This is a genomic window from Rheinheimera sp. SA_1, assembly GCF_001669775.1.
Taxonomy (GTDB): domain Bacteria; phylum Pseudomonadota; class Gammaproteobacteria; order Enterobacterales; family Alteromonadaceae; genus Pararheinheimera.
In genome coordinates this window covers 1,056,520-1,082,801 of record NZ_LXWK01000011.1, presented here as the reverse complement: position 1 = coordinate 1,082,801, position 26,282 = coordinate 1,056,520, and the positions used below count along the sequence as shown (strand labels likewise).

The following is a 26,282-nucleotide window of genomic DNA, read 5'->3' as shown; positions in this document are numbered from 1 at the left end:
AGCCTTTGACTGCACCGGAGTGAAAAGTGCCAGATCGGTTGAACCTTATTTGTAGTTTTTTATCCACTCTGTGGCCAGAGCACCCATATCAGCTGTCTGCAATCAGCGGTGATGCCAGTTTCCGCCGCTATTTCCGTGTCCATTATCAGGGCAAAAACTACGTTTTGATGGACTCGCCGCCGACGCTGGAAGATGGTCAGCGTTTTGTGGCGGTGCAACAGGCATTTCTGGCCAGCGGGCTGCGGGTTCCGGCAATTTTGCAGCAGGATTTAGCTGCAGGATTGTTACTGCTGGAAGATTTAGGCGATCAGTTGTTACTGGATCTATTAAACCCTGACACCGTTAACGACTGGTACCAAAAAGCGCTGGCCGAGCTAGTGAAAATCCGCACCATTCACAGCACTGAGCAAGGGCCTCTTCCGCGGTTTGACCGGGCGTTTTTACTGCGGGAAATGCAGTTATTTATCGACTGGTTTGTCAATATCCATCTGGCATTGCAGCTTAATTCCGATGAGCTGGCGATGTTGTCGAAGCTATTTGAGTTTTTGGCGGACGCAGCGCTGGAACAACCGCACGCCGGTATGCACCGCGATTATCACGCGCGCAACCTGATGGTACTCGCGGATCAACAACTGGCGGTGATTGATTTTCAGGATATTGTCGTCGGGCCAATCAGCTACGATGCGGTATCGCTGCTCAAAGATTGTTATAAACGCTGGCCAGACGCGTTGGTCGCAACGCTGCGGGATGAGTTTTTTCAGCAATTGCAACAAAGTCAGCTGCTGGGTGCAGATTGGGACAGCAGCAGATTTGCCCGAAGTTTTGATTTGATGGGCTTACAGCGCCATATCAAAGTTTGTGGAATTTTCAGCAGATTATATCACCGCGACGGTAAAGCCGGTTATTTGGCCGATTTACCACGGGTGCTGGATTACATCATTGATGCGGCTGCGCAATACCCGGAATGCCAGCCGTTCTACAAGTTATTGCACCAGAAAATTCAGCCACGCTTGTTGGAGGTCATCGCATGCGGGCAATGATTTTAGCCGCGGGTCGCGGCGAGCGCATGCGGCCGCTGACCGACCACTTACCCAAGCCCTTGTTAACCGTTGCTGGTAAAGCCTTAATTGTGCACCACATTGAAGCGCTGGCTGCTGCTGGCGTGTTGGATATTGTGATTAACCATGCCTGGCTTGGCCATTTAATTGAGCAGCAGCTCGGCGATGGCCGGCAGTTTGGGGTACGTCTGCATTACTCCGCCGAAGGTGCAACCGGGCTCGAAACTGCCGGTGGCATCAAAAAAGCGCTACCCATGCTTGGGTCTGAGCCCTTTATGGTGATTAACGGCGACGTGTTAAGTACATTTCAACCGGCGTCGTTGATTGCAAAAGGTTTACCCCAAGGCGCGTTGGCGCATCTGGTGCTGGTGGCCAATCCGTCACAACACCCTAATGGCGATTTTGCTTTTGTGCCGACATCGCCGTGGCTTTGCTCGAGCGGTGGTGAGCAATTCACTTTTAGCGGTATTGCGTTATATCATCCAGATTTTTTTAAAGACGTGCCAGAAGGCTCCCAAAAACTGGCGCCGTTTTTGCGCCAGGCGATGGCTCAACAACAAGTCAGCGGTGAGTTGTTTACCGGTTATTGGGCAGACATCGGTACCCCGGAGCGTTTACAACAAGCGGATTCCACGTTTGCAGCACAACAAGAAATGCAGTTAAGGAAAGATCATGTGGGGTAAAATTCTCTGCGCTTTGTTCGGCATGGCGCTGTTTAAATGGCCCGGATTTTTTCTTGGGTTGATGATCGGCCATTGGTTTGACCGTAGCCTGCGCTCGTCGTTTGAAGGTGCGGGTGGTTTTGGTGCATTAAAACGCGACCAAGACGATGCCGAAGGGCTGTTTATGTACAGCACCTTTGCGGTGATGGGGCATTTGGCGAAAGCCGATGGTGTGGTTACAACCGCACACATCGATAAAGCCACTACGTTTATGCAGCAGCTGGGGCTTGATGCTGCGCAGCAGCAAGAAGCGCAGCGGGCGTTTCGCGAAGGAAAGGCTGCTGACTTTCCACTGCAACAGCAACTCGCTCAGTTAAAACAGCGTTATCGCTGGCGCCCGGATTTACTGCAGATGTTTTTGGAGATCCAAATCAGCGTAGCTTATGTTGATGCCAAGTTGAGCACAGTTGAATTGACCTTATTGCAGCAAGTGGCTGCAGCGCTGTCGATTTCAGGCTCCCGGTTGCAGTATTTGCTGGGACGATTTGAAGCCGAAGCGCGTTTTGCCAACCGGCCACCACAGCAAAAACCGAAAAATGCGACCGTACAGGATGCCTATCAGCTGCTGGGTGTTAAATCGGATTGTTCGAAAGCTGAACTGAAAAAAGCCTATAAAAAACAAATGGCACAGCATCATCCAGACAAACTAATGTCACAAGGTTTACCCAAAGAAATGATGGAACTGGCCAAACGCAAAACCCAGGATATTCAGGCTGCTTACGAGCTGCTGTGCCAGCATCGTCAGGACTGACATCAAGTAATCAGCTTTTGTGATAAAACATAAAATACACCGCGCCCAATAAACAAATTCCGGCATAGACGTAATTCAGTTTAAAGGGCTCTTTCATATACAACACCGCAAATGGAATAAACACGCTCAGCGTGATTACTTCCTGCAGAATTTTCAGTTGCGCCAGTGAAAAGACCGTCGCGCCGATGCGATTGGCCGGCACCATCAGCATGTATTCAAAAAACGCGATGCCCCATGACACGAAAATAGCCACAAAAATAGCAGAACCTTTCAGGTGCTTTAAGTGGCCATACCAAGCAAAAGTCATAAAAATATTGCTCATCACTAATAACAAGATGGTGGTCAGGGTAGGGCTTAGCTGAGGCATATCATTCTCCTGCAATACGAACCGTTATTATTACTGAAAATCATTGATTTTACCCCGGATTTTTACTGTTTGCTGCTCGTTAAAAAAAGCGTCGGCAACGCTTGTAATCAGTCGCAGCTCAGCTAGCTTTAATTTGAAAAGTTTCCAAGATAGAGACTTTCCAGGACCTAAACATGATGTTTTTATTCGAAGGATTGCCATGCCATGCGTCAGAATTTACCTGTTACCACCCGTGAACGTACCTTTGCCACTGAGCAAAGACTCATTTCAGCTACCGATGTTCAGGGCAATATTCAATTTTGTAATGATGCTTTTGTCGATGTCAGCGGTTTTACCCGGGAGGAACTGATTGGCAAACCTCACAATCTGGTGCGGCATCCTGATATGCCTGAACCTGTTTTTGCCGGAATGTGGGATTACCTGAAAAAAGGCCAATGCTGGATGGGCATTGTAAAAAATCGTTGTAAAAACGGCGATTATTATTGGGTGAATGCTTATGTCACACCGATTTTACAGCATGGCAAAGTGGTTGGATTTGAATCTGTACGGGTAAAACCCACCGCTGAGCAAGTCCATCGCGCACAACTGGTGTATCAGAATATGAAGGATGGTAAAGCTGTTGCAAGCGGCGTGTTTGCAAATTCGTGGCAATTGCCCGTCGGCGTGGCAGCAGTAATGGCAGTGACAGTGGGTGGCGCCATGTTGTTTGGTCAATACGGTGCCGGAGTTGCTGCCGCATTTGCCAGTTTTGGTCTGGTAAGTCTGGAGCGTGCGGGTACTCATAGCGCCCAGCAGAAATTTAAAGCACAGCTTAGTAATCCATTTTTATGTCCGGTGGCTAGTCAGGTCTATACAGGCAAAGGTGGCCACTGGGCGCAACTTGAGCTTGCGCTTATCACCGAAGGTGCGCATTTACGGACGGTATTAACCCGATTGGAAGATGCGGCTTTACTGGCATCAAAAGAATCAGCGCGAGCGCACAATTTGAGTAAAGCGACGCTGACATCTATTGCTTCACAACAAAACGAGACCGATCAGACCGCCACAGCAATGAATGAAATGACCCATACCATTGCTGAAGTTGCGCAGAACGTGCAACTTACCTCCAACCAGGCGGTGAATGCGAACGAGCTAACCAGTCAGGGCCAGCAGGTGGCACTACAAACGAAGGATGCTATTCAGGCGCTGGCAAGGGCGGTACAGGCAATTTCAACCGCAGTGAGCGATTTAGCAACGCAAACGTCCAGTATTACTCAGGCTGCCGACATTATTCAGCAAATCGCTGAGCAAACAAACTTATTGGCACTGAATGCAGCCATTGAAGCGGCAAGAGCGGGCGAACAGGGGCGAGGTTTTGCAGTGGTGGCTGATGAGGTCCGGCATTTAGCAAAACGGACCCAAGAGTCAACCAAGCAAATTCAGTTGATTATCAAAAACTTACAACTCGGTGCCAGCTCAGCGGTTTCGGCAGCAAATGACGGGATGAAAGCAACTGAGCTTGGTGTTGCAAAAGTGATCGAAACAGAAACCATGTTGCAAGGCATCATGGATGCAGTCAACATTATCGCCAAAATGGGGCATCAAATTGCAGTGGCAGTTGAAGAGCAGGCTCACGTGTCGGAGGATATTAATCGACAGGTCAGCCGGATTGCCGATTTAGCCGGTGAAAGTTACCAACAAAGTGAGCAGGCAGCGTCAGTCAGCAGTGATTTGGAGCAAAATGCCGAATCACTGTATCAGTTGGTTGAAAGATTTAAAAAATAGTGTTTTGGCTTTAAGACCAGAGGCAAGCGATATAGGCGGTTGGGTTAAAATCCCAGATAACTCAGCCAGCCATACACTTCGTTAAACACCCATTGCTGATTTTGCGGTTGGTCAATTGAACCCGGTAGCAGCCGTTGCCGGTAGATTTCTTTGATGTGTTTTCGCACCAGTTGCAGCCGCAACTGACTACTGGCCATCACAAACGAATTATCCTGTTGTTGCTGGATATCTAAGGTAGGAACTTTATGCTTGGCCAGTGCCAGCGACACAGCCTGATTCAGTGCTTTATCCGGCAAATAGGCGCTAAGCAGAATCAATCCCTCCGGCGCTGTCAGCTGCCCGGTCTGATACAGTTGATTAATCAAAGCGCCGCTACTGCCTTGCGCCACCACAATAATACTGCCGGTATTGTTTTCAGCGCTTTTCATCACTGCTTGTAGCCGTGTTAACAGCGCCGTCTGATAGGTTAACAGGGTCTCGGCGGTCGTTTCAGTAAGCTGCTCGGGCACCATCATCGCGATGGTATTCCAGCCGTAATCGACCAGTTGCTGGCGAAGTACATTGATCATTCTCGGGCTTGCAGCATGTTGTGACCAATCGGGCACCAGGATCACGGTGCCTTTGGTAAAAGCAGTCATCGCTGGTTTTTCCAGCACGGTAAATGACAGTTCTCCAGCCTGAAGTGGTTTGATTTCAATAGGGTCTATTTGATTTTGTAGATCGGAAGTGGTGAAACTTTCGCTACTGAGTTCGGCATTATTGGCATCAACGGCTGGGGAGAGGAGTAGCAACAACAGTAATCCGCGGGTAGCAGAACGAATCTTAAAAGTGATCATCAGGAATACTGTCATGAGGATAGATTAAACAAAGTATCGGCGAGCAAGCCGGAAACTTAAAGTTATCACCAGGATAAAAAAAGGCTCAACCTGAGTTGAGCCTTTTAGCAATCAAGCAATGGCTAAAAAAGCCATGCAGAAAGTTCGATATTAGCGGGTAACTGCTTCTTTTACTGACGCAGTTACATGGCCTTCGATACGACGGTTAACCGCGTGTGCAGCAGCAGTGTTGCCGGCAGCGCGTGGTTTAGTTACACCGTAACCGACAGCTTTTACGCGTGAGCGGTCGATACCGTATTGAGTCACTAATACATCAGCAACGGCGTCAGAACGACGTTGTGACAGCGCCATATTGTAGGCTGGTTTGCCAACATTTGAAGCGTGACCGGCAATTTCAACATCAGTATTTGGGAAACGTTTTAAGAAGTTTGCCAGTTTTTCGATGTCAGCATGATATTCAGGTTTCACAACTGAAGAGTCGTTGTCAAACTGAGCGTTTAAATCAATCCGCACTGAAGTTTCAGTGAAAATTGAACAACCAACAGTGTCAACTTTGTCAGTGATCGGCGTGTTTGCACACTGATCTTTATCATCAGTCACACCATCCTGATCCGCATCACCAATCACTGGTGCTGGCGCAGGAGCTGGTTCTGGCTGTGGTGCTGGTGTTGGAGCAGCTTGTGGTGCTGAACCAAATACATAGCTTAAACCAACTTTCAGGCCAGTATCAGCAAATGACTGGCTGATACCCTGGTAACGGTTCGCTTCAGCAAAAATAGCTAAGTTATCTAAAACAAAGAAGTTTGCGCCGATACCTACGTTTGCAGCTGATGCTGAACGGCCAGTTGTGAAGTTTTTCACACCGCCTAAAACGTAAACTGGCAGGCTGTCAATGTGGTACATCAGGTCGATACCAGCACGATTGCCTTTAACATCATAACCTACAGTAGCTTTGTCCAGATCCTGACGAGCGAACTCGGCACGGATTGCCCAATCTTTGCTGATACGGTAACCGATGTTCAGACCACGGCCATTGCCGTTGTCGACGTTTTGCCATTCGGTAGAACGTGCTTTGTCACTATCAGGGCTATACACTTCGTAGAAAACAGAACCAAAAACCCGATCTTGTAAATCTTCTGCAGTTGGGGCAGCAGAAGCAACAAACGACATCAGGGGTAAAGCAGCCAAAACGGCCAGTGCGCTAGTATTAAGTTTCATCCATCTCTCCTTTAGGGGTTTTTCCAACTCGCTAATTTTATTTGATTCGTCAATATTAAACAAACATTGCTTAAATTTAATTCAGATTTTCTGAATGTTTTATGCGCGAGCGGCGCTATCTTACCAGTTATAACTGAATCAAAGGTTAATTGATTCGTATATACCCGTCATCCTTGAAGATTCGGGGTTGTTGTCTTCGCTCTCTCACCCCAGTCACATAGACAGCTATGTTCCTGAGGCTTCGCGCTCTCGTCGCCTACCCGAATCTTCAATGATTTTGGGTATAAGCACTAAAATGGACTTGGTGCCGAAAACTCAAGCCACCGTTCATCGGTCGGATGTCGAAGTGCTAAAAACTCTGCATGTAGTTGCAAACGATCCGCTGCGGCGAGCCCATCGGTTGACGCATAAAATTTGTCACCAAGGATTGGATGCCCCAGCCACTGCATATGCACCCTGAGCTGGTGCGAGCGTCCGGTGACTGGCGTTAATCGCACTCGGCTACTTGTTGCATCCGTTGCCAGCACCTCAAAGTGAGTCAACGCTTTTTTGCCACGGCTAAAACAAACCATTTGTTTTGGCCGATTCGGCCAGTCGCAGATCAGCGGTAGTTCGACACTGCCGCGACGTGCACTGACCACGCCTTCCAGCCTGGCAATATAGTGTTTGGCGGTTTGACGCAGTTCGAATTGCCGGTTGAGTTGCCGCTGGCTGTCAAGGCTCAGCGCCATCACTACCAGACCGGAAGTGGCCATATCCAGCCGATGCACAATGCGCGCAGTCGGGAACACCCGTTGCACCCGGCGCTCCAGACAATCCTGATGTTCTGGCGCTTTGCCAGGGACCGTCAGCAAGCCGCTGGGCTTATTCAGCACCAGCAAATCGTTGTCCTGATAGACAATCTCCAGGTACGGCCACAGCGGCGGTTCATAGTGGATCAGCATCGAAATCCCACAGGCCGCAAAGCGGAGCGATAATCCAAGTCGTGATGACCTTTAATCATCATTTTTCCTACTCATTGCTGGCCACAATCACCCGAATTGCATCAAATTTCAGTCGGGCTTTGCTGATGTAATCCGTCAGTTGCGTTTGCATTGACTGCAAATGAGCGATTTCTTCCGGTCGCACTGACGGGTTAATTTTAGACAAGGCCTGCAGGCGACTGATTTGTGCCGTTAATGCCAGCTGCATTTTCTGCTGGGCGTCTTGCTGAATTTGCGCTAGCTGTGTTGAGGCATAAGCTTCGGCTTTAGCAATCAACGGGTGGATAGTGGTTTGCAACGCTCCAACTAATTTGCTGGCTGTCTGACGGCCAACCGGTTTTAGCTGCCGGTTAAAGTTGTCAAATGGTACATTTGGTGCCAGGTTTTTGCCGGTTTTTTCCAGCAATAACCGGATTGGCGTTGGTGGCAGATAACGGCCTAACTGCAACTCAGCCGGCGCACTGGCTTCGGCCACATAAATAAATTCGACAAAAAAAGTACCGACCGGTAGTTGTTTGTTGAACATCACCGCGGCTGAGCTGTTGCCCATGCTGTCGTTAGTCACAATATCCAGCGTGCCTTGGACCATTGGGTGATCCCAGCTTAAAAACTGGATATCTTCCTGCGCCAGCGCGGTTTGGCGGTCAAATGTGACGGTAACACCGTCTTCATCGAGGCCAGGATAATGACCCTGTGTTTGTTCTGATGGCGTCAGGATGATGCTGGTGTCGCTGCGATCGTCCTGATTAATCCCCAGAATATCCCAGGCTTTAATCATGTACAGCGGCAGCACGGTGTCGTCGTCCTGGGCGGCAATTTGCCCGGCGATAGAGGCAGCATAACCCCGGCCGGCAGAGTTAATTTCCAGCAGTTTATCGCGGCCTTGCTCCAGCTTAGTTTTCAGCTGCAAATTCAGCGCCTGAGTATCGTGCAGCAGTTTTGCCACAGCATCGGCATCTGGCTGATTCGCCGCAAGCTGTGCCAGCAACTGATGCTGCAGTTCTTCAAACACAGCGCGGCCGGTCTGACTGGTGAATTGCAACGCCTGCAGACCTTCGTGATACCACTGCACCAGAATTTCTTGTGGGTGATTCTTGAAGAATGGCAGGTAGATTTGAATATCGTGCTGCTGCCCAATCCGATCCAGGCGGCCGATGCGTTGCTCAAGTAAATCCGGATTCAGCGGTAAATCGAACAATACCAGCTGATGCGCAAACTGGAAATTACGACCTTCGCTGCCGATTTCCGAACAAATCAGCGCCTGTGCGGCGTTGTCGTCCTGAGCAAAATAAGCGGCGGCTTTGTCGCGCTCGACGATACTCATACCTTCATGGAATACCGCAGCCCGAATGCCTTCTTTCACCCGCAGCGCTTCTTCCAGCGCAATGGCAGTATCAGCATGGGCGCAAATGATTAGGAACTTTTTGTATTTATTGGCTTTGATCCGATCAATGATCAGTTCAACTCTGGGATCAAACTGCCACCAGCTACTTTTATTGCCTTCAAATTCCTGGAAAATCCGCTCCGGGAATAACTGTGCCCGGGCTTTTTGGGCGTCAGTTTGACTGGCATTAAAGGCCTGCTGCACTTTAATGGCGTTTTGGTATTGCTCCGGCATTTCCAGCGGTAATAAATGCGGCTGCCGTTTTGGAAAACCGGCAATCGCGGCGCGGCTGTTGCGGAACAAAATGCGGCCGGTACCGTGGCGATCCAATAACTGACTGAGTACGGACTGCTCGGCAGCCTGACGCTCTGCGCTCGGCTCACTCTGTTGCAATAACTTCAGCTCAGCAGACAAATCCGTTTCAGCAATTTTTTGCTGCAAGGTTGCTGCAGTCGCTGCTGAAATAGCAGGCGCGTCCAGCACTTCTTTGGCGAGTTCAGCAATGGCTTTGTAATGCAGCTCTTCGCCCAAAAAGGTTTGATAATCGTAAAAACGGGCAGGGTCTAATAACCGCAAGCGGGCGAAATGACTTTCGTGGCCCAGCTGATCCGGAGTGGCGGTTAATAAAATAACGCCTGGTGTATCCTGAGCCAGTGCTTCTATACGCTGATACTCGGTACTTGGGTTGTCCTGACTCCACTGTAAATGGTGCGCTTCGTCCACCACCAACAAATCCCAGTGCGCTTCGGTGGCCGCTTCGTGCCAGCTTTTTTTGCGGCTGAAAAATTCCAGCGTGGTCAGCACAAGCTGTTCAGATTCAAATGGATTGCCACCATCGCCTTTGGCTTCGGTGCAGCGTTCTTCATCAAAAATGGCAAACTTCAGGTTAAACCGACGCAGCATTTCGACCAGCCACTGGTGCATCAGCGACTCTGGCACCACCACCAGCACGCGCTGCGCTAAACCGGCAATCAGCTGTTGGTGAATAATCAGACCAGCTTCGATGGTTTTACCTAAACCCACTTCATCCGACAGTAAAACACGTGGCGCATGCCGTTTTGATACTTCATCGGCGATATAAAGTTGATGCGGAATTAAGCTAACCCGTCCACCGCCCAGACCGCGCATCGGGTTTTGCTGCTGCTGATGGATATGCTGCCAGCTGTGGTAGCGCAAGGTAAACCATTCAAAACGGTCGATTTGCCCGGCGAACAACCGGTCTTGTGGCTGGTTAAAGCTAATAAAATGATCAAGGAAAGTTTCGCGCAGACTGACTGCTTCGCCGTTGTCTGTTTTATGGCCGTGGTAAATCAGGGTCTGATTTTTTTCTTCAATGGTATCAACAACCAGGCTGAATTCATCGGCACTTTTGATGGTATCACCCGGATTAAATTGCACTCGGGTCAGAGGCGCTTCGGCAATGGCATAAAGCCTCGTTTCGCCGCTCGCCGGGAACAACAGAGTCAGCATGCGGCCTTCAATTCCAACCACGGTACCCAAGCCTAAATCAGACTCAGAGTCGCTGATCCAACGTTGCCCTAGTGCAAATTTCATCATATTTTTTACCACTCCGAAAAAGGGGCTGCATGGTACTAAGAATCGCCACAAACTGCATCTGAATGCTGCGGTTTTTTTGCAACAGATGAAAATCTGTCATGCGAATGTCATCCGTAACTACGATTCTTGCTCTACATTAAAAAGAAAAGAAAACCAATTCGTGAAATTCCGCTTTACCCACGCTAAGGAGCTGCATATGGCGCGAAGAAAAAGCAAAGAGAAAAAAATCTACGTTCTTGATACCAACATTCTGCTGCACGAACCTTTCGCCTTCTTAAACTTCCAGGAACATGACGTGGTCATCCCGATGACCGTGCTAGAAGAATTAGACCATATTAAAGATAAACACAAAGATGTTAGTCGCGAAGCCCGCGTGGCCATTCGCGCACTGGAGGATGTTCTTAAAGATGCCACCCCGGATCAGATGCTGGCAGGTGTGGCATTGCCGGCGCCAACCGATTTAAAAGAAAGCGGCCATTTATTTATCGTCAACGACCATCATTTATCCGATCAAATTCCAGGTTTACCTGGTGGTGAGAACGACCACCTGATCATCAATACCGCGTTGTTTTTACAACGGGAAAAAGCGCCGGTCAAAGTGATACTGGTCACCAAAGATATCAATATGCGGCTGAAGGCCAAAGGTGCCGGGCTGAAACTGGTTGAAGATTACCGCACCGACCAACTAATCGACGATGTACGCTTTTTATACAAGGGGTATTTTAAATTTCCCGGTGATTTCTGGAGCCAGATTAAAGATTGCCGCAGCGCCAATGAAGGGCGTGAAACCTATCACTATCTACCTCGCACCGTGTTACCCAATGCTTATATTAATGAATATCTGGTCGACGAATACGAAACCTTTGCTGGCCGGGTGGTCACTATCAACGATCATGAAATCAAAGTGCTGGATTTAGGTTTTGAGCGGCTGATGCATAAAAAGGCCTGGGGTGTGCTACCGAAAAATATCTATCAGGCGATGGCGCTTAATGCATTACTGGACCCGGATATGGATTTGGTGATCCTGACCGGTCCGGCCGGTTGTGGTAAAACCCTGCTGGCACTGGCGGCAGCGCTGGAAATGGTGATCGAACGTGGCTTGTACGATAAAGTCATTGTCACCCGTAACACGCCGGAAATTGCCGAGTCGATTGGCTTTTTACCCGGCACTGAAGAAGAAAAAATGGCGCCCTGGCTGGCGGCCATTACCGACTCACTGGAAGTGCTGCATAAAACCGATGAGCATCCACATGCCAGCGTGAACTACATTATGGACAAAGCGAATATTCAGTTTAAGTCGGTGAATTTCATGCGCGGTCGCAGCATTCAGAATGCCATAGTACTCTTGGATGAATGTCAGAACTTAACTGCAGCACAGCTCAAAACCATCATTACCCGCTGCGGTGAAGGCACCAAGTTGATTTGTTCGGGCAACTTGTCACAAATCGACAGTAACTATCTAACTGCGGTAACTTCAGGATTAACCTATATCGTCGAACGGTTCAAAAACTTCGAAGGCAGTACCACCATTAACCTCAATGGGGTGGTGCGCAGCCGGCTGGCGTCTTTTGCCGAGGCCAATTTGTAAACAAGTTGACTTGATGGGCTGATAGGTTACGCTATTCAGCCCTGTCGCATCGAGGAAGTGGAAGCCTGGTGAAAGTGTTTTCGTGGTCTGGTCTGGTCTTTGTCTTGTCCATCAGCTTTATTTGGAGCTGTGGTTATTGGTTATTGCTGCAAAGTGGATCGTGGCAGCTCCTTCAGCAAAAAAATGAACTCACCCAACAGCTTGATAAAGCTCAGACTTTGCTGCAAAACTGGCAACAGGGTTATCAGTTGCATTTGGCTTATCTGGAAACCGAATTGCTGGAAGTGCAACAACTGCCGGCTGCCGGTGTTGAATCGGCGCTGGTTGACCCATTACAGCAACTAGATGAACAAATCCGCCGGGTGTTATGGCCTGATCCATTGCTGGCGTATGCCGTGTTAGATAGTCAGGGCCGGGTGCTGCGGCTCAGCTCAGCTGATGCCAGTACCTACTTTAGCCAAACCAATTTTCAATCTGCCACTGCAGCAACTTTTTTACCGCCGTTAGTGCTCAAAGATCAATGGATCCTACCGTTGCAGGTCGACCAGCAGCAACAACGACTGGTGCTGTGGTTTGATGCCAGTCAGCTGCAACAACAATTACAACGATTAATGGCGACGCCACTGCAAGTGACAGAGCTGTTGCTACTGTCCAAAGATGCCGAGTTGTTATCCAGTAGTCGGTTTCAGAAATCGTTATTACCAAGATTGGGACTGGATAATCAAGATCCGCAACAAGCCCTTAAAATTTATGCCAAAAGGCCGCCGGAAAATTTGCTGCGCAGTAAACAACGTTATCAGGATGCCGGAGCCTGGCCGTTGACCAGTCTGATGAACGAAGTTGCGCGCAGCAGCAGCGGTTTTATTGCCAGTCATTACCTGAATTACCTGGGACGGCAAACGCTGGCCAGTTACCGGCAGCTGCCGGAATGGCAACTTTATCTGGTGGTTGAACGGGACGCTGCGCCGATGCTGGAAGAACTGGCGAGCATCAAAATGCGCTTACTGGCTGCCTTAACCGGCTTAAGTTTGTTATTAGGATTAGCGTTTTATCTGATCCACCGCCGGTTACGGAGCGCAACTGTGGCCGCGAACGCCGCCGAAGTGGCTGCGGCAGAATTTACGGCAGCGCAAATGACCGAGGGACAATTTGCCACGGCAGAATGGGCCGACCCGAATGAACATGGTTTTGATTCCCCGGTGCTGGGCACCCTTGAGCTGGCATTGCTTGCGGATCAGGATAAGCAAACAGTCACTGACGATATAGCTTCAACTGAGCAGTTCGTGGCCAAGCCCACGACAGTCGACAACAAAGAGCCGCAATCTGCCGACTTGCTGCTCACCGGGTCTCGTCAGACCGAATCAGCTACTGCCGAATCACCGATTGCCGAAACAGCGGGTAGTGCGCAACAGCCTGCGGCTTTTCCAGCAGCTGCGGCCTTATTACAAGCATGGCTGCAACAGCCGGTTGTTGATCCAAAACTGGCCGACATCAGCCGAAGCTGGTTGCAACAAGTCACACCAGCCGCTATCGGACAAATTTGGTGCAGCGATATCATGTTGGATCTGACGGCTATGCTGGCGCAGCGCCATCAGGTGGATACCAAACTAAATTATTTATTGGAAGCCAGTACCGATTTCCCCGAAGCCTTGTTGGTCCAGCAACAACGATTATTACCTTTGGTGCAAAGTCTGTTGGCGCAGACTGAATTGCGCGTTGGCAACGGCACCTTATTGGTCCGGCTGCTGCTGGCGGAAACGAATCAGCTGCGGATAGAAATTGTTGATCAGGCGCATAGTCTCACCGATGGGCAATGGTTGAGCGTGTTGAACCCCGTTGCCGATGATCAAAGCGCCACGGCGCTGGCGTACCGGCACATTCAGCAACAATTAGCTGAACTTCATGCGCATTTATCGGCGCGGGCTGATTTGGCGGCTGGTAACAAAATGGTGCTAACGGTGCCTTGTGAAGTTCCGTTGCAGCCCGTTGTTGCTGCCGCCGAGCCGCAGCCAGGCAGCGCGATGTTATTGTGCCCGCCCGGTGAGGCGCAGCAATTGTACCGGCGATTGTTCAGACAGTCTGGTTTGGACTTACTGCCAATGGACGACGCCAGTCAATTGCTGCAATGGTGTGAGAGTTCGCCGCAAGAACTCAGCAAAATGCTGATTGATGAAGATTTTGTGCAGTCGGATGCCGCTTTGGCCGGTAAAATAGCGGCAGTGGTGCGGCGATACTTTCCCGACGTGCAAGTCCTGCTTGTGGTTCGTCAGCCGCAACAATGGTTGAGTCTGGCGCAATCGGAACAGTTATTTTTGCTGGCAAAACCGCTGACGCCACTGGTTTTAACCAGGGCGTTTCACAGTACCTCCGCTGGAATTGTCACCGGACAAAAAGCAAAGATCTGGCTCTGTCAGCCGGATCCGCTACAGTATTGGTGGATTGAACAACAGCTGCACAACTTGCATTATCAGGTGCAGGGCGTGACGCGATGGCCAGAATTGCCCGGGGACTTGCAGCAGGATTATTACTGTCTGCCATGGACGTTGCATGAACAACTCGCGTCCAATCAGGCTCTGCCGCGGTTTGTTGTATGGTGTCTTGGGAATGAGCAGGCACCATCGCAGTCGCAACTGCAAGAATCTCATCCATTGTGGCCGATGGCGGATGGCGGCGCGGCATTAAGCCGGCATTTATATCAGATCACTTTACAACATCAAGGCAGCACTACGCGATGAATCCACTCCATACCGAATATAAAAGATCACAGCTGCGCACTTTTATCGTAGTGTTATGTCTGGCTTTTTCCGCTGCAGTGTTCGATTATTTTATTGCTTTAAATCAAAGAATTGCACAACAACAGAACTTACTAAATTCAGCTGTGGAAGACTTGGAACATCAGTTCAGTCCATTGCTGCATTTAATGACCGTCCTCAAAGCCGATGCCGAACTGAGTTTGTTGGCCGAGCAACCAAGTGACGCCAGCAAGCCGCTGACCGGGATGTTGTGGTCAGTTGTTGCTGAACAGCCTGATGCGACGCTCAGTGATGCTGAAGTCGCTATGTTGCAACAATTGATGCCAAAACTGCAGCATAGTCAGCGTAGCACGGTCGTGATCCGCCAGTTCAGTTATGTATCGAACAGCGGCGTCTGGTACTCGACGAATGACGGTCGCACGGCGGCACAGGAATTACAGTCAGAGTTGTACTGGGAACAAAAACAACAGCAGCACAAGTTGGGGTTACCGGATATCCGGCTGCATAAAGTTGATGCCGCTGAAGCGATATTTTTACTGGCAATCCCACTGCAGAAAAAAGAGCAGCATGTCGGTGAATTGCTGCTGGAACTTGATTTAGCCTTCATGTTGAAATTAGTCGCGAAGGCGCAGCAAGGCGCGCGTGTGCAGCTGATGAATGATGTTGGACAGGCGTTGTTAACTGTTGAAAAAATGCAGGTAGTGCCGGTACAACCACAAGATTTAATCCACCACAGCGACAATTTAAAATCCCTGGAGCAGCTCAATCTAACGTTACATCTGGAGCCGGTGCATATCGCTTCAGTGAGCAGTGAGTTGATGAGTTTTATGGGGCATGTGCTGCTATATCTGGCGACATTAATGCTGTTAGCGATTTATCTGCGGCGTCGGTTCAAGACCAAAGTGTTGTCACCGTTTCATCGGTTGTTGGTGCATATCGAGCGGTTGCGTCGTGGTGATATTCAGGGCGTACGGAATATTCCGGCAGATTGGGGGCAGGTGTTTCAACAAGTTGAGCAAATCCGCACCGGCACGGATGAGACTCAGAACAAACGGTGAGTAAACTGGCGGTTGGTCAGATAGGTTTGATATTTTTGCGCCAAGGTCCCTAACTTCGTTGGAGCCGGACCTGTTGGATCCACCACCAGATAGGTGATCCCCTGTAAGGTGACAGTCAGTTCATGTTCCAACGGCGGAATTTGCGCCGCCACGACGGCATGATCCGGAAAATACAAAATACCGATACTGTTTTTCGGGAAAATGTTCTGCAGTATCGCCGCATACAATACCGCTTTACTGTCGCAATCGCCGCCATGTTCCACTAACAGTTTTAGCGGTGGTGAATAGCCGCTACCCGCTGAGCCTTGACGGTCGGATAAATCCTGATAGGGGATTTGTTGCACCCATTCACTGATTTTTCCGGAAATTTGCCGGATATTATTTTTGCCATATAAATCGACAAAGGCATTTGAGATTGACTGCAGCGCCGGGCGGCTTTGTTGCATCACCCGCACATGGTCCGGGATCACAAATTGCTCGCCGGTCGGGCTTTTCATCAGATAATAAAAATCGCGTTTCAGGTAATTATCGTAGGCTTGCTGCTGAGCTTGTTGCAGTTGCTGCTGCACTTTCTCCACTTGACCCGCGTCATCGCCGCGCACAGTTACCCGAAATGGCAGATTTTTCGGCGACATCTGCACCCGAACTCCGCGCTTTTGCAATTTCACCGCCGCCAGTAGCACTTGATGGCGGATATGTTGATCGGCAAGTTCAGTGGAATAACGCCGGTTGCTGCCGGATTGCGCTTTGATATCGGCGTTGTCGAGCTGAAAACTTAACTCTGGTTCCGGCGGCCATTGATAGCGAAATTCAGTGGTTTTTTCCGCAATTGTTTTTTGCACATCAATGGCAGCTGCCAGCAGTGGTGACCAAAGTAAACTATTCAGTACAAACAGAATTTTCAGCACCAAGTGATTTCCGTCGATTCAGATAAACACAGCTTAATGCTAAAAAGCTGAAAACTCCAAGACTGCCGCCGGATTCTTCCCGCACTATCACTTCAACATAATCGTCGCGGCTTTGATCTTCCAGCGGCAGACGATTTAAGGTGTCGTTATCGTAACCGGACACTTCAGCCAGCAAGTAACCGGTGCTGGCATCAACCAGTTCAATCAGCAATTTATAATAGCCGGTCCGTAGCTGGCTTAAATCGGTTTCAATGGCAAACCAGTCCTGGCTGCTTTGACCGTACAAAGTAAACACCGAACTGGTATGAATGACCCGTTCCACACCAGCACTGTCGATCAGGCTGTACACCGCGTAAACCGGTTGCGAGTTGTAGTCGGTGTGCGCGTCAAAACGAACATAAAGCTGTGAATAAAAGCCGTTGTTGTTGCTGTCATAGCGCATGGTTAAATCGATGGTATGGAACCAGGCACTGCTCTGAAAGGCCTGCGTAACTGCCAAGGAGCGGTTCACCGCAATATTTGGTAAGGCTTGAGCGCTGCTGGCCACGGTGCTGGCGGGTAAATGAGATTCTTTGGTGGGTTGTAAAGCAGCTAAAGGTTCAGCTGCGAGCACTGAAGTAGTAGTCAATAATGCGAAAATCAACGGTAGTACATGGGTTTTCATGGTCAGTGCTCCTGTAGCTTTGATATCATCCTCGCCTGTTGCGGCTGAATAGCTCCTGAATTTTTTTCTTCTTACAAATGCCGGAAAAACCGGTCACTGGATGAGTTATGCGGATCTCAAAAACTATCGTTGTCAGCGAGCAAGCTCTTGCCATTGATGTGCTGTGCGCTGCGGTGCCGGAACTATCAAAAGCGCGGCTGAAAGATGCAATGAACAAAGGCGCCGTAAGCTGGCAACGTGGCAAACAGCACAAAAGATTACGCCGGGCGCAAAGCCCGGTCGCCGCTGGTGAGCAACTGCATTTAAACTATGACAGTGATTTACTGCAGCGTAGCTGTGACGCACCGGTGCTAGTGGCGGATGAGGGCAATTTCAGTGTCTGGTTCAAGCCTGCCGGCATGTTGTCGCAAGGCAACGAATGGGGCGACCATCTGAGTTTGTTGCGTTTTGCCGAACTATATAACAACAGCAAAAGACCGGTGTTTTTACTGCATCGACTGGATCGGGAGGCCAGTGGTTTAATGTTAGTGGCCCACCAGCAAAAAACCGCTGCTGAACTCAGTCAGTTAATCCAGCAGCATCAAATCAGTAAAAAATATCAGGTACTGGTGCTGGGGAAACTCGATGCCACTTTAATGGCTGCCGGACAAATTAATGCGGTACTCGACGGTAAAGCCTGTGAAACCAGGTTCAGCCCGGTCCCGGGCTGGCAGGAACCCGCGACTACTTTGCTGGATATCACGCTGATTAGTGGCCGAAAACATCAGATCCGCCGTCATTTTGCTGACATTGGCCATCCGGTGATGGGCGATCCACGTTACGGCACGCACAATCAGGATCCGGCAGGCTTGGGTTTGCAGGCGGTCGAGCTGAGTTTTGCGCTGGTGGGCGGCCGACGTAAATATCACTATCAATTGCCAGCAGAGCTGCGTCGTTATGGCGTGAAGTGACTGCTAATGTGGCTTCGCCAGCGGCAAATCGTTACAGGTTAAACTAATCAGACCCAACCGCAGTGCATTGTTAATGTCGCCGCGAACATTTTCAGTTTGCCAGCTGCAAGGGTTGGGCTGTGAACAATACAACTGCACCCGGTACAACTGCTGCGCTTTTTGTTGCTGATCCGCCAGTTGCCAGCTGAGCCACACCAGTTCGCGCAGGCCCGCTAAATCTGCCGGTTGCCAGTAGTCACCTAACAACGGTTGTAGCGGCGCGATAAAACTATAAAGCGTCGGTTGGGTAGGTAGTTGTGCCCGTTGTTGTAACAGCAGGTAATTCAGTTGTTGTTCGACCTGAGTAAAACCTTCCGGTGGGCAACGCCAAATCAGCCATACCGCATCGGTATGCACGGCATAACTGGCCAGATGTTCTGCCGGTAAAGCGCTGATCAGCTGCTGCATGGCTCGGCGCAGAATGTGCTCGCCAAACAGAAATTTAAACTGCTGCGGTTGTGCCAACTGAATACATTGCAGTTGCAGCGGCTGGGATTTGTGGTATTCGCGCTGCAGTTTACGGCAAAATTCCGTCCAGCTGGCCGCTTGGGGCAGATGTGTTGCCTCAGTCAGATCTTCACGGCCACTGTCCTGTAACCTCCGTCTGAATAGCCAGACCAGGCTGGCCAGCCAACTGATACATAACACAATCATGGTCAGCAGATACCAGTGTTGTTGTCGTTGCAAAACGCTCAGTTGTTGTTGCTGCTGTTGCAGCTGCAAACTATTGTTCAGTAAGTCCACGGTGTATTTTTGTTGGTTTTTCAGTAAGGTGCGCTGCAATACGTTGGCCTTTTCGCTGGCCTGGAACGCTGGCTGCCATTGTAAGCGTGCGGCATTTAACTGCGCCGCCATCTGCCAATACCGTTGTTGCAAAAAATCCGGCGAATTGGTCAGTAATTTTTCGGAAGGCATCGCCTCGATGGCCGCTTCGAGATCCTGCTGTTGCAGTGCAACCTCCACAATAGCCAGACTGATTTCCAGCTGCAGTCCGGAATGTTCGACCTGATTAAACAGCTGCAACGCTTCGTGCAGCTGTTGCCGGGCTTGCGGGAACCGATGTTGTTGCATCGACCACTGCGCCTGCCCGTAGTACACCAGAGCTATTAAATGCACATCTTTAAGCTCATTCGCCAGAGCCAGGGCTTTAGCCAGAATAGGTTCTGCCGCAGTCGGATCAGCCACTTGCAGATAGGTTTCGGCCTGATTAACCCAGACATTAATCCGCTGACTGCTATCGGTTGGTTTTTCGTACAGCTGTTCGGCTTTGGCAAAATGTTCCAATGCCAGACTATGCTGCGACAATTTCCGATATGCCATGCCAAGACGCAGATAAATAGAAGCCAGCGAGCTGGTGCGTTTCAGCTCAATCGCCAGTGCCAGAGCACGGCTGAAGTGCATTTGGGTCAGCACAAAATTGTTTTGCTGCAATGCCAGTCGGCCAGCGGTCAGGCGCGCTTGTAATTCCGGCAGCGGTAACTGATGTTCAGTGGCAATGGCGATACTGAGTTCGGCATACCGAATAGCTTCGGTCATGTTGCCGGTTTGATTGTAGGCCTGGGCAAAGCTTTCATAAATACTGGTTTGTAATTGTGGCTTATTCGCCGAGCTCAGATGGTCGAGTTTGGTTTCGGCAAGTTGCAGCGCTGCCAAGGCTTGTTGATTATCACGAAATAACATGCCATAAATCAGTGCTTTTTGCTCCAAAGCCTGCACCGTAACATCATCTGGTAATCCCAACTGCAACGCCATATTGACACTACTGAGCGCAGCATCTTTGTTTTTCAGACGTAAATACGCATGTGTGAGCTTAAACCAGTGGATGGCATCCCGTTGCTCGACCGCGACTTCACTCAGCTCGCTGGCAAATCGTGCCGGTTCGAGTTGGATCTGCTGAATTTCGGTGGCCAACGGATCTGCGCGCAACGGGGCGCTCAGACACACCAAAATGATTAACCAACGACATTTCACCTGGGCTGCTCCTGCAAGAAAAGTAGTGTGGGCATCATGTCGCTGCACTACAAACGTCTAGTGTACTCTGGCGGCAGTGAGCCAGCCAAACACTATTGACCACAAAAACGGAACTTAACTGCAAAACCCTTCAGCAACAACGTTTGGGTGTCCCGGTAAAAAAGCTGCGGATGTTATCAGCGGTTTGTTCGACCAACGCTTGCATCGCTTGCTGACTGGCCCAGCCGACATGAGGCGAGATCAGAATGTTCGGTACGTCTGGCTGTAATAGCGGATGATCGGGTGGCGGCGGTTCGATGTCTAACACATCCAGTGCGGCGCCGGCCAATTGACCGTTTCTCAGCGCTTGTGCCAATGCGTTAGCGTCAATCAGACTGCCTCGTGCGGTATTCAGGACTACAGCCGAAGGTTTCAACCAGCTCAGGGTTTCGCTATTGAGCAGCTGTTGATTGTCGGCAGTAGCGGGGCAGTGCAGTGATAATACATCTGCCTGCTGTAACGCCTCGCGAAAACTTAGTCGTCCTGGCCGGATCATCGCACTCCCCGGGCGCTCAGCGATCAGAATGTTCATACCGAAAGCTGCTGCCAGTTGCGCTGTCGCCTGTCCCAGCCCGCCGTAACCGACTACGCTAAAATTCAATCCGGCCAGTTGCCGGATGGGATATCCCAGCCAGCAAAACTGGCTGCTCCGGCTCCAGGCGCCTTGTTGTACCGCCTGGTGATAAGGCGCAATTTGATTAAACAATCCCAGTAATAACGCCATCGCTTGCTGCGGTACCGTGTGCTGAGCGTAGTCCCGGGCGTTGCAGACGGTGATCCCGGCACGTTGAGCTGCCACCAGATCAATATTGTTGATGCCGGTTGCCGTGACACAAATCAGTTTCAAATTTGGTAATAGCGCCAGCGTGGCGGCGTTAAGCACCACTTTATTCACGATAGCGACAGTGGCGTCGGCCAATCGTGTCAGCACTTCGTCAGGCGCAGTGTGTGGATAGCTGCGAAGGGGTAGAGACAGCTGTTGTAAAGGGCTTAAATCCACGTCCGGCAAAGTTGCCTGATCTAAAAATACCAACTGACTCATGAGGGTTCCTTGTTAACTCCAAGCTTGCTTTTACCAGAGGAAACGCCTATTGATAAAGCAGTATTATTGTTGGTGTGGGTCAATCGACCCAAAGTTTCATGGCGCTGGATGGCAGAGCATGCATGTGTTGAAGTTACATTTTGCCATAATCCGTTACTGCTGCGGCCTGTTGTTACTGTTGTTTTTACCTGCAGTGATGGCGAAATCCATTACCATCGCAGCCTCTCCGTGGCAAGGGTTGACCCATGCTGACGGTTCTGGTTTATATTTTCAGATTTTCCGCGAGGCGATGGCGACGCAGGATGTCAAATTGAATTTCCGGCTCAGTAACTGGAAGCGGGCAAAGCATATGTTTTATGCCAAGCGTGCTGACGTGTTGCTGGCGGATTATCGCCACGAAGATCCCAGTCGATTATACCCACGCTGGCATCTTGATTATGACCAAAGCGTGCAGTTATATAGCCTGCAGCCGCTACAAAACTTAGCTCAGTTACAAGGCCGTCCGGTGGGCTGGATGCTGGGTTATGACTTTGATCAGTATTTACCGGTGCCGGTCGAACGCTACGAAGTAGCCACCGAAGAAGAAGGGTTTATGCTGTTGCAACACCAAAGGTTGGCGGCATTTATCAGCTATCAGAGTCATCAGCCTGATCCGATGGTTTTACCTTTATATAGCCTGGAGATTTTAGCAGCGCAGCCGCTTTACCCATTGTTTCAGAACGATTTTGAAGGCAGACAACTGGCCAGAGCTTATGATTTGGGCATGGCGCAGTTGTATCGGAGCGGCCGGCTGGCCGAATTACATGGCAACCAGGCACGTTATCAACACGCCCGTTATGAACAGGTGAAATGACCTGTTGTTCAGCACTTTCCCCCAATACCGGTCAGTTCAATCCAGGTCGTCCAGTCAAGCTTCCTTCCTTGGCGCAGTGTCCAATTTCCCCGGACTAACGATACACCACATCACCATACATTGGTGCTAACAGTCCCAACAGTTGGTTTTGTGCGGCAATGCTGATGTTTTGTTCGGTCATCGCTTTCATCAGATGCCGTACCAGATTGTCAAAATCGGCCTGGGTGATCTTAAAACCGGTGTGACTTTCCTGCATACTGGCCCCGGTATATTTACATGGGCCACCACTAAGTTCACATAGCTGTTCAATCAATAACTTACGAAATCTGGCAATATCAGTGTCGCGAAAATGGTGGACAATCTGTGGGTCATGTTCAATTTCGACCAACAAAGCGTCGACGACTTTTTCGATGCCTACAGTACTACCAAGCTGTTGATAGAGATGATCTTTCGGAACTGTCTGGCTACAACCGTTCAGCGTAGTCACACCAAACACCGCCAGACACAAGCTCAGCCACAGGCCGGAATATGTTGCTGCTTTCATTAGGGCTGCTTTCATTAAAAGGTGGCCTCCAGCGCCAGATAATAGCCTTGTTGTTGTGCCAGACCAGCAATGCTGCCTAAATCGACATAGCCGCCTACCACACTGAAATTTTGATTGATAAACCAGCCAACAAAAATATCCCGCCAATGCTCTTCGTCAGCAAAAGCCAGATTGTTCGGTTTTTGCCGGAATTCAATACCGACGGCCAGATCCGGGCGCAGCAAAACTGCCGCTGAGCTTTCAAACATATATTGGTAGTGATTGTGGTCGGCGCCGCCAAAACCCAACAAACCAATTTGGTTGGCTTTAGTGGCGCGAACAGTCGCGTTTAACAGCAGGTTACGACCCGCCACCGCGCCAAAATAGACTTTACTGGCGGCCAGGTAGATATCAGTGCCGGAATCCTTTTGTGCGCCAACCGCCAGTGGTAAACCGGAGTTGCGGTGTTTTTTATACTGCAGTCCAACACTGATTTGCGGCAGACTGGTATACAGCAATTCGCCGGCAATATGGTATTTCAGGCCAAATACATCCTGCTGCAAATCGCCGCCAATGGTATCAAGCTGAAATTTTTGCCGGGTTAGTGACACTTCCCATTGATTGTTGTAACTGGCGCCAATACCGAAATTTTGCAGCGTAAAGTCGTCAACACCGACGCTGCTGGTAAAACTGTTGACCGACCACTGGCCGCTGCTGGCGTAGCCGTTAATGACTGCCCAGGGCACAATGCCGCCACCAGCGGCACCTTCAATCGAGGTCGAACCGCCGGTCGCAATCACTTTACTACCGGCAACTGCCGGCTGTGACAGTAGTACACCAAGCAGAGCGCACATCAGTAATTTCATCAATGACTCCCGGTATTGTCGCTGCGACCGAACCAGCGGTCACGTGCGGGTTCAAATGCCAGCAGCCATTGTTCGAAGGCGGCTGCCGGCAGAGGTTTCGAGAAAAAATAACCCTGTACTGTATCCACGCCATGCTGTTGTAGTTTGGCAAGGCCAGCTACATTTTCCAGCCCCTCTGCCGTCACCAGTAAACCCAGGCCATGTGCCAGCTGAGTGGTGGCTTGCACTATAAGTTCATCGTTTTGATTATGCTCAATATCTTTGATAAAGGCGCGGTCAATTTTCACTTCGTGTACCGGCAATTGTTTCAGATAAGCCAACGAAGATTGACCAGTGCCAAAATCGTCAATTGCCAGTTCGATGCCCATAGCCCGCAATTTGGTCAGCACACTAATCACTTGTGCCGGGTCCTGCATCACCGCGCCTTCGGTCACTTCCAAAGCTAATGCCGACGGCGACAGCTGAAAATGCTGTAACCGGTTGGCCATTTGCGCCGGTAACTCTGGATTGAGTAAATCGTGCGCGGATAAGTTAATCGCGACTTTCATTTTAATCTGCTGCTGTTGCCAGCGCGTCAGCTGCGCCATCACCTGGTCAATCATCCAGTCAGTCACCAGCGCAATTAAGCCGGAATGTTCGGCCAGCCGGATAAACTCATCCGGTGGAATAAAGCCAAGTTCCGGGTGTTGCCAGCGGATCAGTGCTTCGGACGACTGACAAATCTGTTGGCCAAGACTGACTTTTGGCTGATACACCACAAACATCTGGCCACTTTTTAAAGACAACGGCAGGTCGCGCAGAATAGTCAGTTCACGCTGGTGACTTTCGTCCTGACCCGGTTGGTACACCGCCAGATGATCATGGCGCACTTTGGCATGCACCATCGCAATATCGGCACGACGCAGAGCATCGTCGGCGCTGATCTCGGTGGATTCCAGCACATAAAGTGCCAGCGCCAGTGTCAGATTCATACTGGAGCCACCCAGTTTAAATTCCTGACTGAGGGAAAATTGCAGGCTTGCTAGCGGTGTTGCCGGGAATTGTTGGGGCGGCTGTTGTGGTAACACCAGTAAAAACTCATCGCCGCCAAGCCGCGCCAGTAATAACGGCGGCAGTGGGCTCAACAGTGGGCTTGATTTCAGCCGGCTCGCCAGTTGTTGCAGCAATAAATCGCCGTTCTGATAACCAAAGGTGTCGTTAATATGCTTAAAGTCTTTGATGTTGATCAGCAACAACTGTAAGTCAGGCTGGTGCAGCAGCGTCGGTAATTGTTGTTCGACAAAACTGCGGTTGGCGAGGCCGGTCAGTGAATCATGTTGCGACTGGAACAAGATTTGTTGTTCACGCTGCAAAATATCCTGTTGCATTTTGGTCAGCGTCTGACTGAGCAAACCCACTTCACCTTTATGTATTAGGGGCGCGTTTGCTCGGATCCCCTGACCAATTTGCCGTGCAAAATCAGTGAGCTGCCGTAGCGGCTGCGTGATGCTGCGCGCCACCAGGTATGCCAGTGCTAAGGCCAGCGATAAACCAATGCCAAAAATCAACAGCAGCTGACTGCGCGCCTGCAGATAATTGTCACGCCAGCGGGCGGTGGATAAATGTAAAAACGCAAACAACTGTTGCTGGCTGTCGAGTGCCACGGCATGGGTTAAATAGGGGGGGATCACATCATCAAACACCAGGCTATCGCTATCACCAGCGCCATCACTTGGGCTTAGCGACAAGGTTGCCGGTAACTGTTTTTGCAATGTAGTGGCCAGTAACAGCTGTTGGCCTGGCGTCACCCGGCTGAAGCTGATGTCCAGATCGGTCACACCTTTGATTTGGGTGGCTAAATCTTGATCCAGCAAAAATCCCATGCCAACCCAGGCGATCAGTTGCGGTGCTTTTACCGGCATCATTACCAATTGATAAGCTTCGTCACCGATCAGCACAATATCGGCCAGACTGTCGCGGCCACTTTGTTTCATTTCTTTATATAAAATTGTGATTTGCGTCTGGCTGATTTGTTGCTGCGTGCTGGCAAGTAATTCGCCGCTGGGGGATAACAACACACTGACATTGGCCTGGATGCGGCCGCCATGATTCTCCAATACAGAAGCGATGGTTTCCTGTTCGGACGTCGCTACGGCGCGGCGAAAGCCAAAATCGCTGGCAACGATTCGTACTGAAGTACTGAGCTGTTCTGAGCGGTTAGCGAGGGCTTGCTGGAAAACTTTGCTGGCAACCGACAACGACTGCCGGGCCTGATCGTAACTGTCTCGTTTCATCGCGCTGAGTGTGGCAAAACCAATGGCAACCGCCATAAAGCTGAGCAAGCCTAACAACAATAAGATCAATCGGATGCGTAACGAATCGAACATGAGACCTCGGTGATTTTCGGTC

21 protein-coding genes are annotated in these 26,282 nt (G+C 50.1%); 9 read left to right on the top strand and 12 right to left on the bottom strand.

The genetic code is table 11. The annotated features are described in order from the left end of the window. The first annotated feature begins 26 nt into the window (after positions 1-26). The 3 genes from A5320_RS05495 to djlA are packed head-to-tail and all read left to right on the top strand — an operon-like array spanning position 27 to position 2,531. Positions 27-1,040: an aminoglycoside phosphotransferase family protein gene (locus A5320_RS05495; RefSeq protein ID WP_068061992.1), complete on the top strand. Its 1,014-nt coding sequence runs from the start codon at positions 27-29 to the stop codon at positions 1,038-1,040. Then, positions 1,028-1,741 carry an N-acetylmuramate alpha-1-phosphate uridylyltransferase MurU gene (gene murU, locus A5320_RS05490; protein ID WP_068061990.1) on the top strand — a complete coding sequence of 238 codons (714 nt, stop codon included), beginning with the start codon at positions 1,028-1,030 and terminating at the stop codon, positions 1,739-1,741. Before A5320_RS05495 ends, murU begins: the two co-directional genes overlap by 13 nt. Then, complete coding sequence (gene djlA, locus A5320_RS05485; protein WP_068061988.1) at positions 1,731-2,531, top strand: co-chaperone DjlA; 801 nt, start codon at positions 1,731-1,733, stop codon at positions 2,529-2,531. Before murU ends, djlA begins: the two co-directional genes overlap by 11 nt. A gap of 10 nt (positions 2,532-2,541) precedes the next feature. Here djlA and A5320_RS05480 read toward each other — a convergent pair whose 3' ends face one another. After that, positions 2,542-2,898: a DMT family protein gene (locus A5320_RS05480; protein WP_068061985.1), complete on the bottom strand. Its 357-nt coding sequence runs from the start codon at positions 2,896-2,898 to the stop codon at positions 2,542-2,544. Positions 2,899-3,102: 204 nt separating this feature from the next. On the opposite strand from A5320_RS05480, the gene A5320_RS05475 reads away from it, so the two are divergent. Continuing rightward, complete coding sequence (locus A5320_RS05475) at positions 3,103-4,662, top strand: methyl-accepting chemotaxis protein (protein WP_068061982.1); 1,560 nt, start codon at positions 3,103-3,105, stop codon at positions 4,660-4,662. Between the two features lie 44 nt (positions 4,663-4,706). Here the strand turns inward: A5320_RS05475 and A5320_RS05470 are convergent, their stop codons facing one another. From A5320_RS05470 to rapA, 4 genes are all read right to left on the bottom strand, one after another. Continuing rightward, positions 4,707-5,498, bottom strand: a complete 792-nt coding sequence (locus A5320_RS05470; RefSeq protein ID WP_197489989.1) for a DUF3530 family protein — start codon at positions 5,496-5,498, stop codon at positions 4,707-4,709. Positions 5,499-5,648: 150 nt separating this feature from the next. Next, complete coding sequence (locus A5320_RS05465; protein WP_068061976.1) at positions 5,649-6,716, bottom strand: OmpA family protein; 1,068 nt, start codon at positions 6,714-6,716, stop codon at positions 5,649-5,651. Between the two features lie 290 nt (positions 6,717-7,006). Then, on the bottom strand, positions 7,007-7,660 hold the full coding sequence (locus A5320_RS05460; RefSeq protein WP_068061973.1) for a pseudouridine synthase: 654 nt from the start codon (positions 7,658-7,660) through the stop codon (positions 7,007-7,009). Between the two features lie 67 nt (positions 7,661-7,727). Beyond that, on the bottom strand, positions 7,728-10,640 hold the full coding sequence (gene rapA, locus A5320_RS05455) for an RNA polymerase-associated protein RapA (RefSeq protein WP_231916654.1): 2,913 nt from the start codon (positions 10,638-10,640) through the stop codon (positions 7,728-7,730). Between the two features lie 196 nt (positions 10,641-10,836). Here rapA and A5320_RS05450 point away from each other — a divergent pair, with 196 nt between their 5' ends. The 3 genes from A5320_RS05450 (at position 10,837) to A5320_RS05440 (ending at position 16,039) form a co-directional block, all read left to right on the top strand. Continuing rightward, complete coding sequence (locus A5320_RS05450; RefSeq protein ID WP_068061967.1) at positions 10,837-12,228, top strand: PhoH family protein; 1,392 nt, start codon at positions 10,837-10,839, stop codon at positions 12,226-12,228. 68 nt (positions 12,229-12,296) lie between these two features. Further along, positions 12,297-14,963 (top strand): hypothetical protein, encoded by a 2,667-nt coding sequence (locus A5320_RS05445; protein ID WP_068061963.1) that lies wholly within the window; start codon positions 12,297-12,299, stop codon positions 14,961-14,963. Further along, a complete protein-coding gene (locus tag A5320_RS05440; RefSeq protein ID WP_068061960.1) occupies positions 14,960-16,039 on the top strand; it encodes a hypothetical protein in 1,080 nt (359 codons plus the stop codon). Before A5320_RS05445 ends, A5320_RS05440 begins: the two co-directional genes overlap by 4 nt. On the opposite strand, the gene A5320_RS05435 is transcribed toward A5320_RS05440, so the two are convergent. Continuing rightward, positions 16,024-16,947: a hypothetical protein gene (locus A5320_RS05435; RefSeq protein WP_157605649.1), complete on the bottom strand. Its 924-nt coding sequence runs from the start codon at positions 16,945-16,947 to the stop codon at positions 16,024-16,026. The genes A5320_RS05440 and A5320_RS05435 overlap by 16 nt on opposite strands. Continuing rightward, positions 16,919-17,611 carry a choice-of-anchor H family protein gene (locus tag A5320_RS05430; RefSeq protein ID WP_068061952.1) on the bottom strand — a complete coding sequence of 231 codons (693 nt, stop codon included), beginning with the start codon at positions 17,609-17,611 and terminating at the stop codon, positions 16,919-16,921. The genes A5320_RS05435 and A5320_RS05430 overlap by 29 nt, the downstream gene beginning before the upstream one ends. A 107-nt stretch (positions 17,612-17,718) precedes the next feature. On the opposite strand from A5320_RS05430, the gene A5320_RS05425 reads away from it, so the two are divergent. Then, entirely contained in the window at positions 17,719-18,561 is an 843-nt protein-coding gene (locus A5320_RS05425; protein WP_068061949.1) for a pseudouridine synthase family protein, read from the top strand. Positions 18,562-18,564: 3 nt separating this feature from the next. On the opposite strand, the gene A5320_RS05420 is transcribed toward A5320_RS05425, so the two are convergent. Both A5320_RS05420 and A5320_RS05415 read right to left on the bottom strand, forming a co-directional pair. Then, the gene (locus A5320_RS05420) at positions 18,565-20,571 is read right to left on the bottom strand and encodes a tetratricopeptide repeat protein (RefSeq protein WP_068061946.1); all 2,007 of its coding nucleotides are present in this window, start codon (positions 20,569-20,571) and stop codon (positions 18,565-18,567) included. A gap of 130 nt (positions 20,572-20,701) precedes the next feature. Beyond that, entirely contained in the window at positions 20,702-21,652 is a 951-nt protein-coding gene (locus A5320_RS05415) for a D-2-hydroxyacid dehydrogenase (RefSeq protein WP_068061943.1), read from the bottom strand. 118 nt (positions 21,653-21,770) lie between these two features. Here A5320_RS05415 and A5320_RS05410 point away from each other — a divergent pair, with 118 nt between their 5' ends. Further along, positions 21,771-22,505 (top strand): hypothetical protein, encoded by a 735-nt coding sequence (locus A5320_RS05410; protein ID WP_068061942.1) that lies wholly within the window; start codon positions 21,771-21,773, stop codon positions 22,503-22,505. Positions 22,506-22,599: 94 nt separating this feature from the next. Here A5320_RS05410 and A5320_RS05405 read toward each other — a convergent pair whose 3' ends face one another. Genes A5320_RS05405 through A5320_RS05395 form a run of 3 tightly spaced genes read right to left on the bottom strand, consistent with a single transcriptional unit; the run spans position 22,600 to position 26,260 of the window. Beyond that, on the bottom strand, positions 22,600-23,049 hold the full coding sequence (locus tag A5320_RS05405; RefSeq protein WP_068063013.1) for a group I truncated hemoglobin: 450 nt from the start codon (positions 23,047-23,049) through the stop codon (positions 22,600-22,602). 14 nt (positions 23,050-23,063) lie between these two features. Next, positions 23,064-23,894: a DUF3034 family protein gene (locus A5320_RS05400; RefSeq protein ID WP_068061940.1), complete on the bottom strand. Its 831-nt coding sequence runs from the start codon at positions 23,892-23,894 to the stop codon at positions 23,064-23,066. Continuing rightward, complete coding sequence (locus tag A5320_RS05395) at positions 23,894-26,260, bottom strand: putative bifunctional diguanylate cyclase/phosphodiesterase (RefSeq protein ID WP_068061936.1); 2,367 nt, start codon at positions 26,258-26,260, stop codon at positions 23,894-23,896. Before A5320_RS05395 ends, A5320_RS05400 begins: the two co-directional genes overlap by 1 nt. Positions 26,261-26,282 lie beyond the last annotated feature (22 nt).

Coding starts and splice junctions, on each gene's coding strand:
- A5320_RS05400 (WP_068061940.1), bottom strand. CDS start 23,894: ATGAAATTACTGATGTGCGCTCTGCTTGGTGTACTACTGTCACAGCCG.
- A5320_RS05415 (WP_068061943.1), bottom strand. CDS start 21,652: ATGAGTCAGTTGGTATTTTTAGATCAGGCAACTTTGCCGGACGTGGAT.
- A5320_RS05410 (WP_068061942.1), top strand. CDS start 21,771: ATGCATGTGTTGAAGTTACATTTTGCCATAATCCGTTACTGCTGCGGC.
- murU (WP_068061990.1), top strand. CDS start 1,028: ATGCGGGCAATGATTTTAGCCGCGGGTCGCGGCGAGCGCATGCGGCCG.
- rapA (WP_231916654.1), bottom strand. CDS start 10,640: ATGATGAAATTTGCACTAGGGCAACGTTGGATCAGCGACTCTGAGTCT.
- A5320_RS05460 (WP_068061973.1), bottom strand. CDS start 7,660: ATGCTGATCCACTATGAACCGCCGCTGTGGCCGTACCTGGAGATTGTC.
- A5320_RS05480 (WP_068061985.1), bottom strand. CDS start 2,898: ATGCCTCAGCTAAGCCCTACCCTGACCACCATCTTGTTATTAGTGATG.
- A5320_RS05425 (WP_068061949.1), top strand. CDS start 17,719: ATGCGGATCTCAAAAACTATCGTTGTCAGCGAGCAAGCTCTTGCCATT.
- djlA (WP_068061988.1), top strand. CDS start 1,731: ATGTGGGGTAAAATTCTCTGCGCTTTGTTCGGCATGGCGCTGTTTAAA.
- A5320_RS05395 (WP_068061936.1), bottom strand. CDS start 26,260: ATGTTCGATTCGTTACGCATCCGATTGATCTTATTGTTGTTAGGCTTG.
- A5320_RS05430 (WP_068061952.1), bottom strand. CDS start 17,611: ATGAAAACCCATGTACTACCGTTGATTTTCGCATTATTGACTACTACT.
- A5320_RS05475 (WP_068061982.1), top strand. CDS start 3,103: ATGCGTCAGAATTTACCTGTTACCACCCGTGAACGTACCTTTGCCACT.
- A5320_RS05465 (WP_068061976.1), bottom strand. CDS start 6,716: ATGAAACTTAATACTAGCGCACTGGCCGTTTTGGCTGCTTTACCCCTG.
- A5320_RS05405 (WP_068063013.1), bottom strand. CDS start 23,049: ATGAAAGCAGCAACATATTCCGGCCTGTGGCTGAGCTTGTGTCTGGCG.
- A5320_RS05440 (WP_068061960.1), top strand. CDS start 14,960: ATGAATCCACTCCATACCGAATATAAAAGATCACAGCTGCGCACTTTT.
- A5320_RS05470 (WP_197489989.1), bottom strand. CDS start 5,498: ATGATCACTTTTAAGATTCGTTCTGCTACCCGCGGATTACTGTTGTTG.
- A5320_RS05450 (WP_068061967.1), top strand. CDS start 10,837: ATGGCGCGAAGAAAAAGCAAAGAGAAAAAAATCTACGTTCTTGATACC.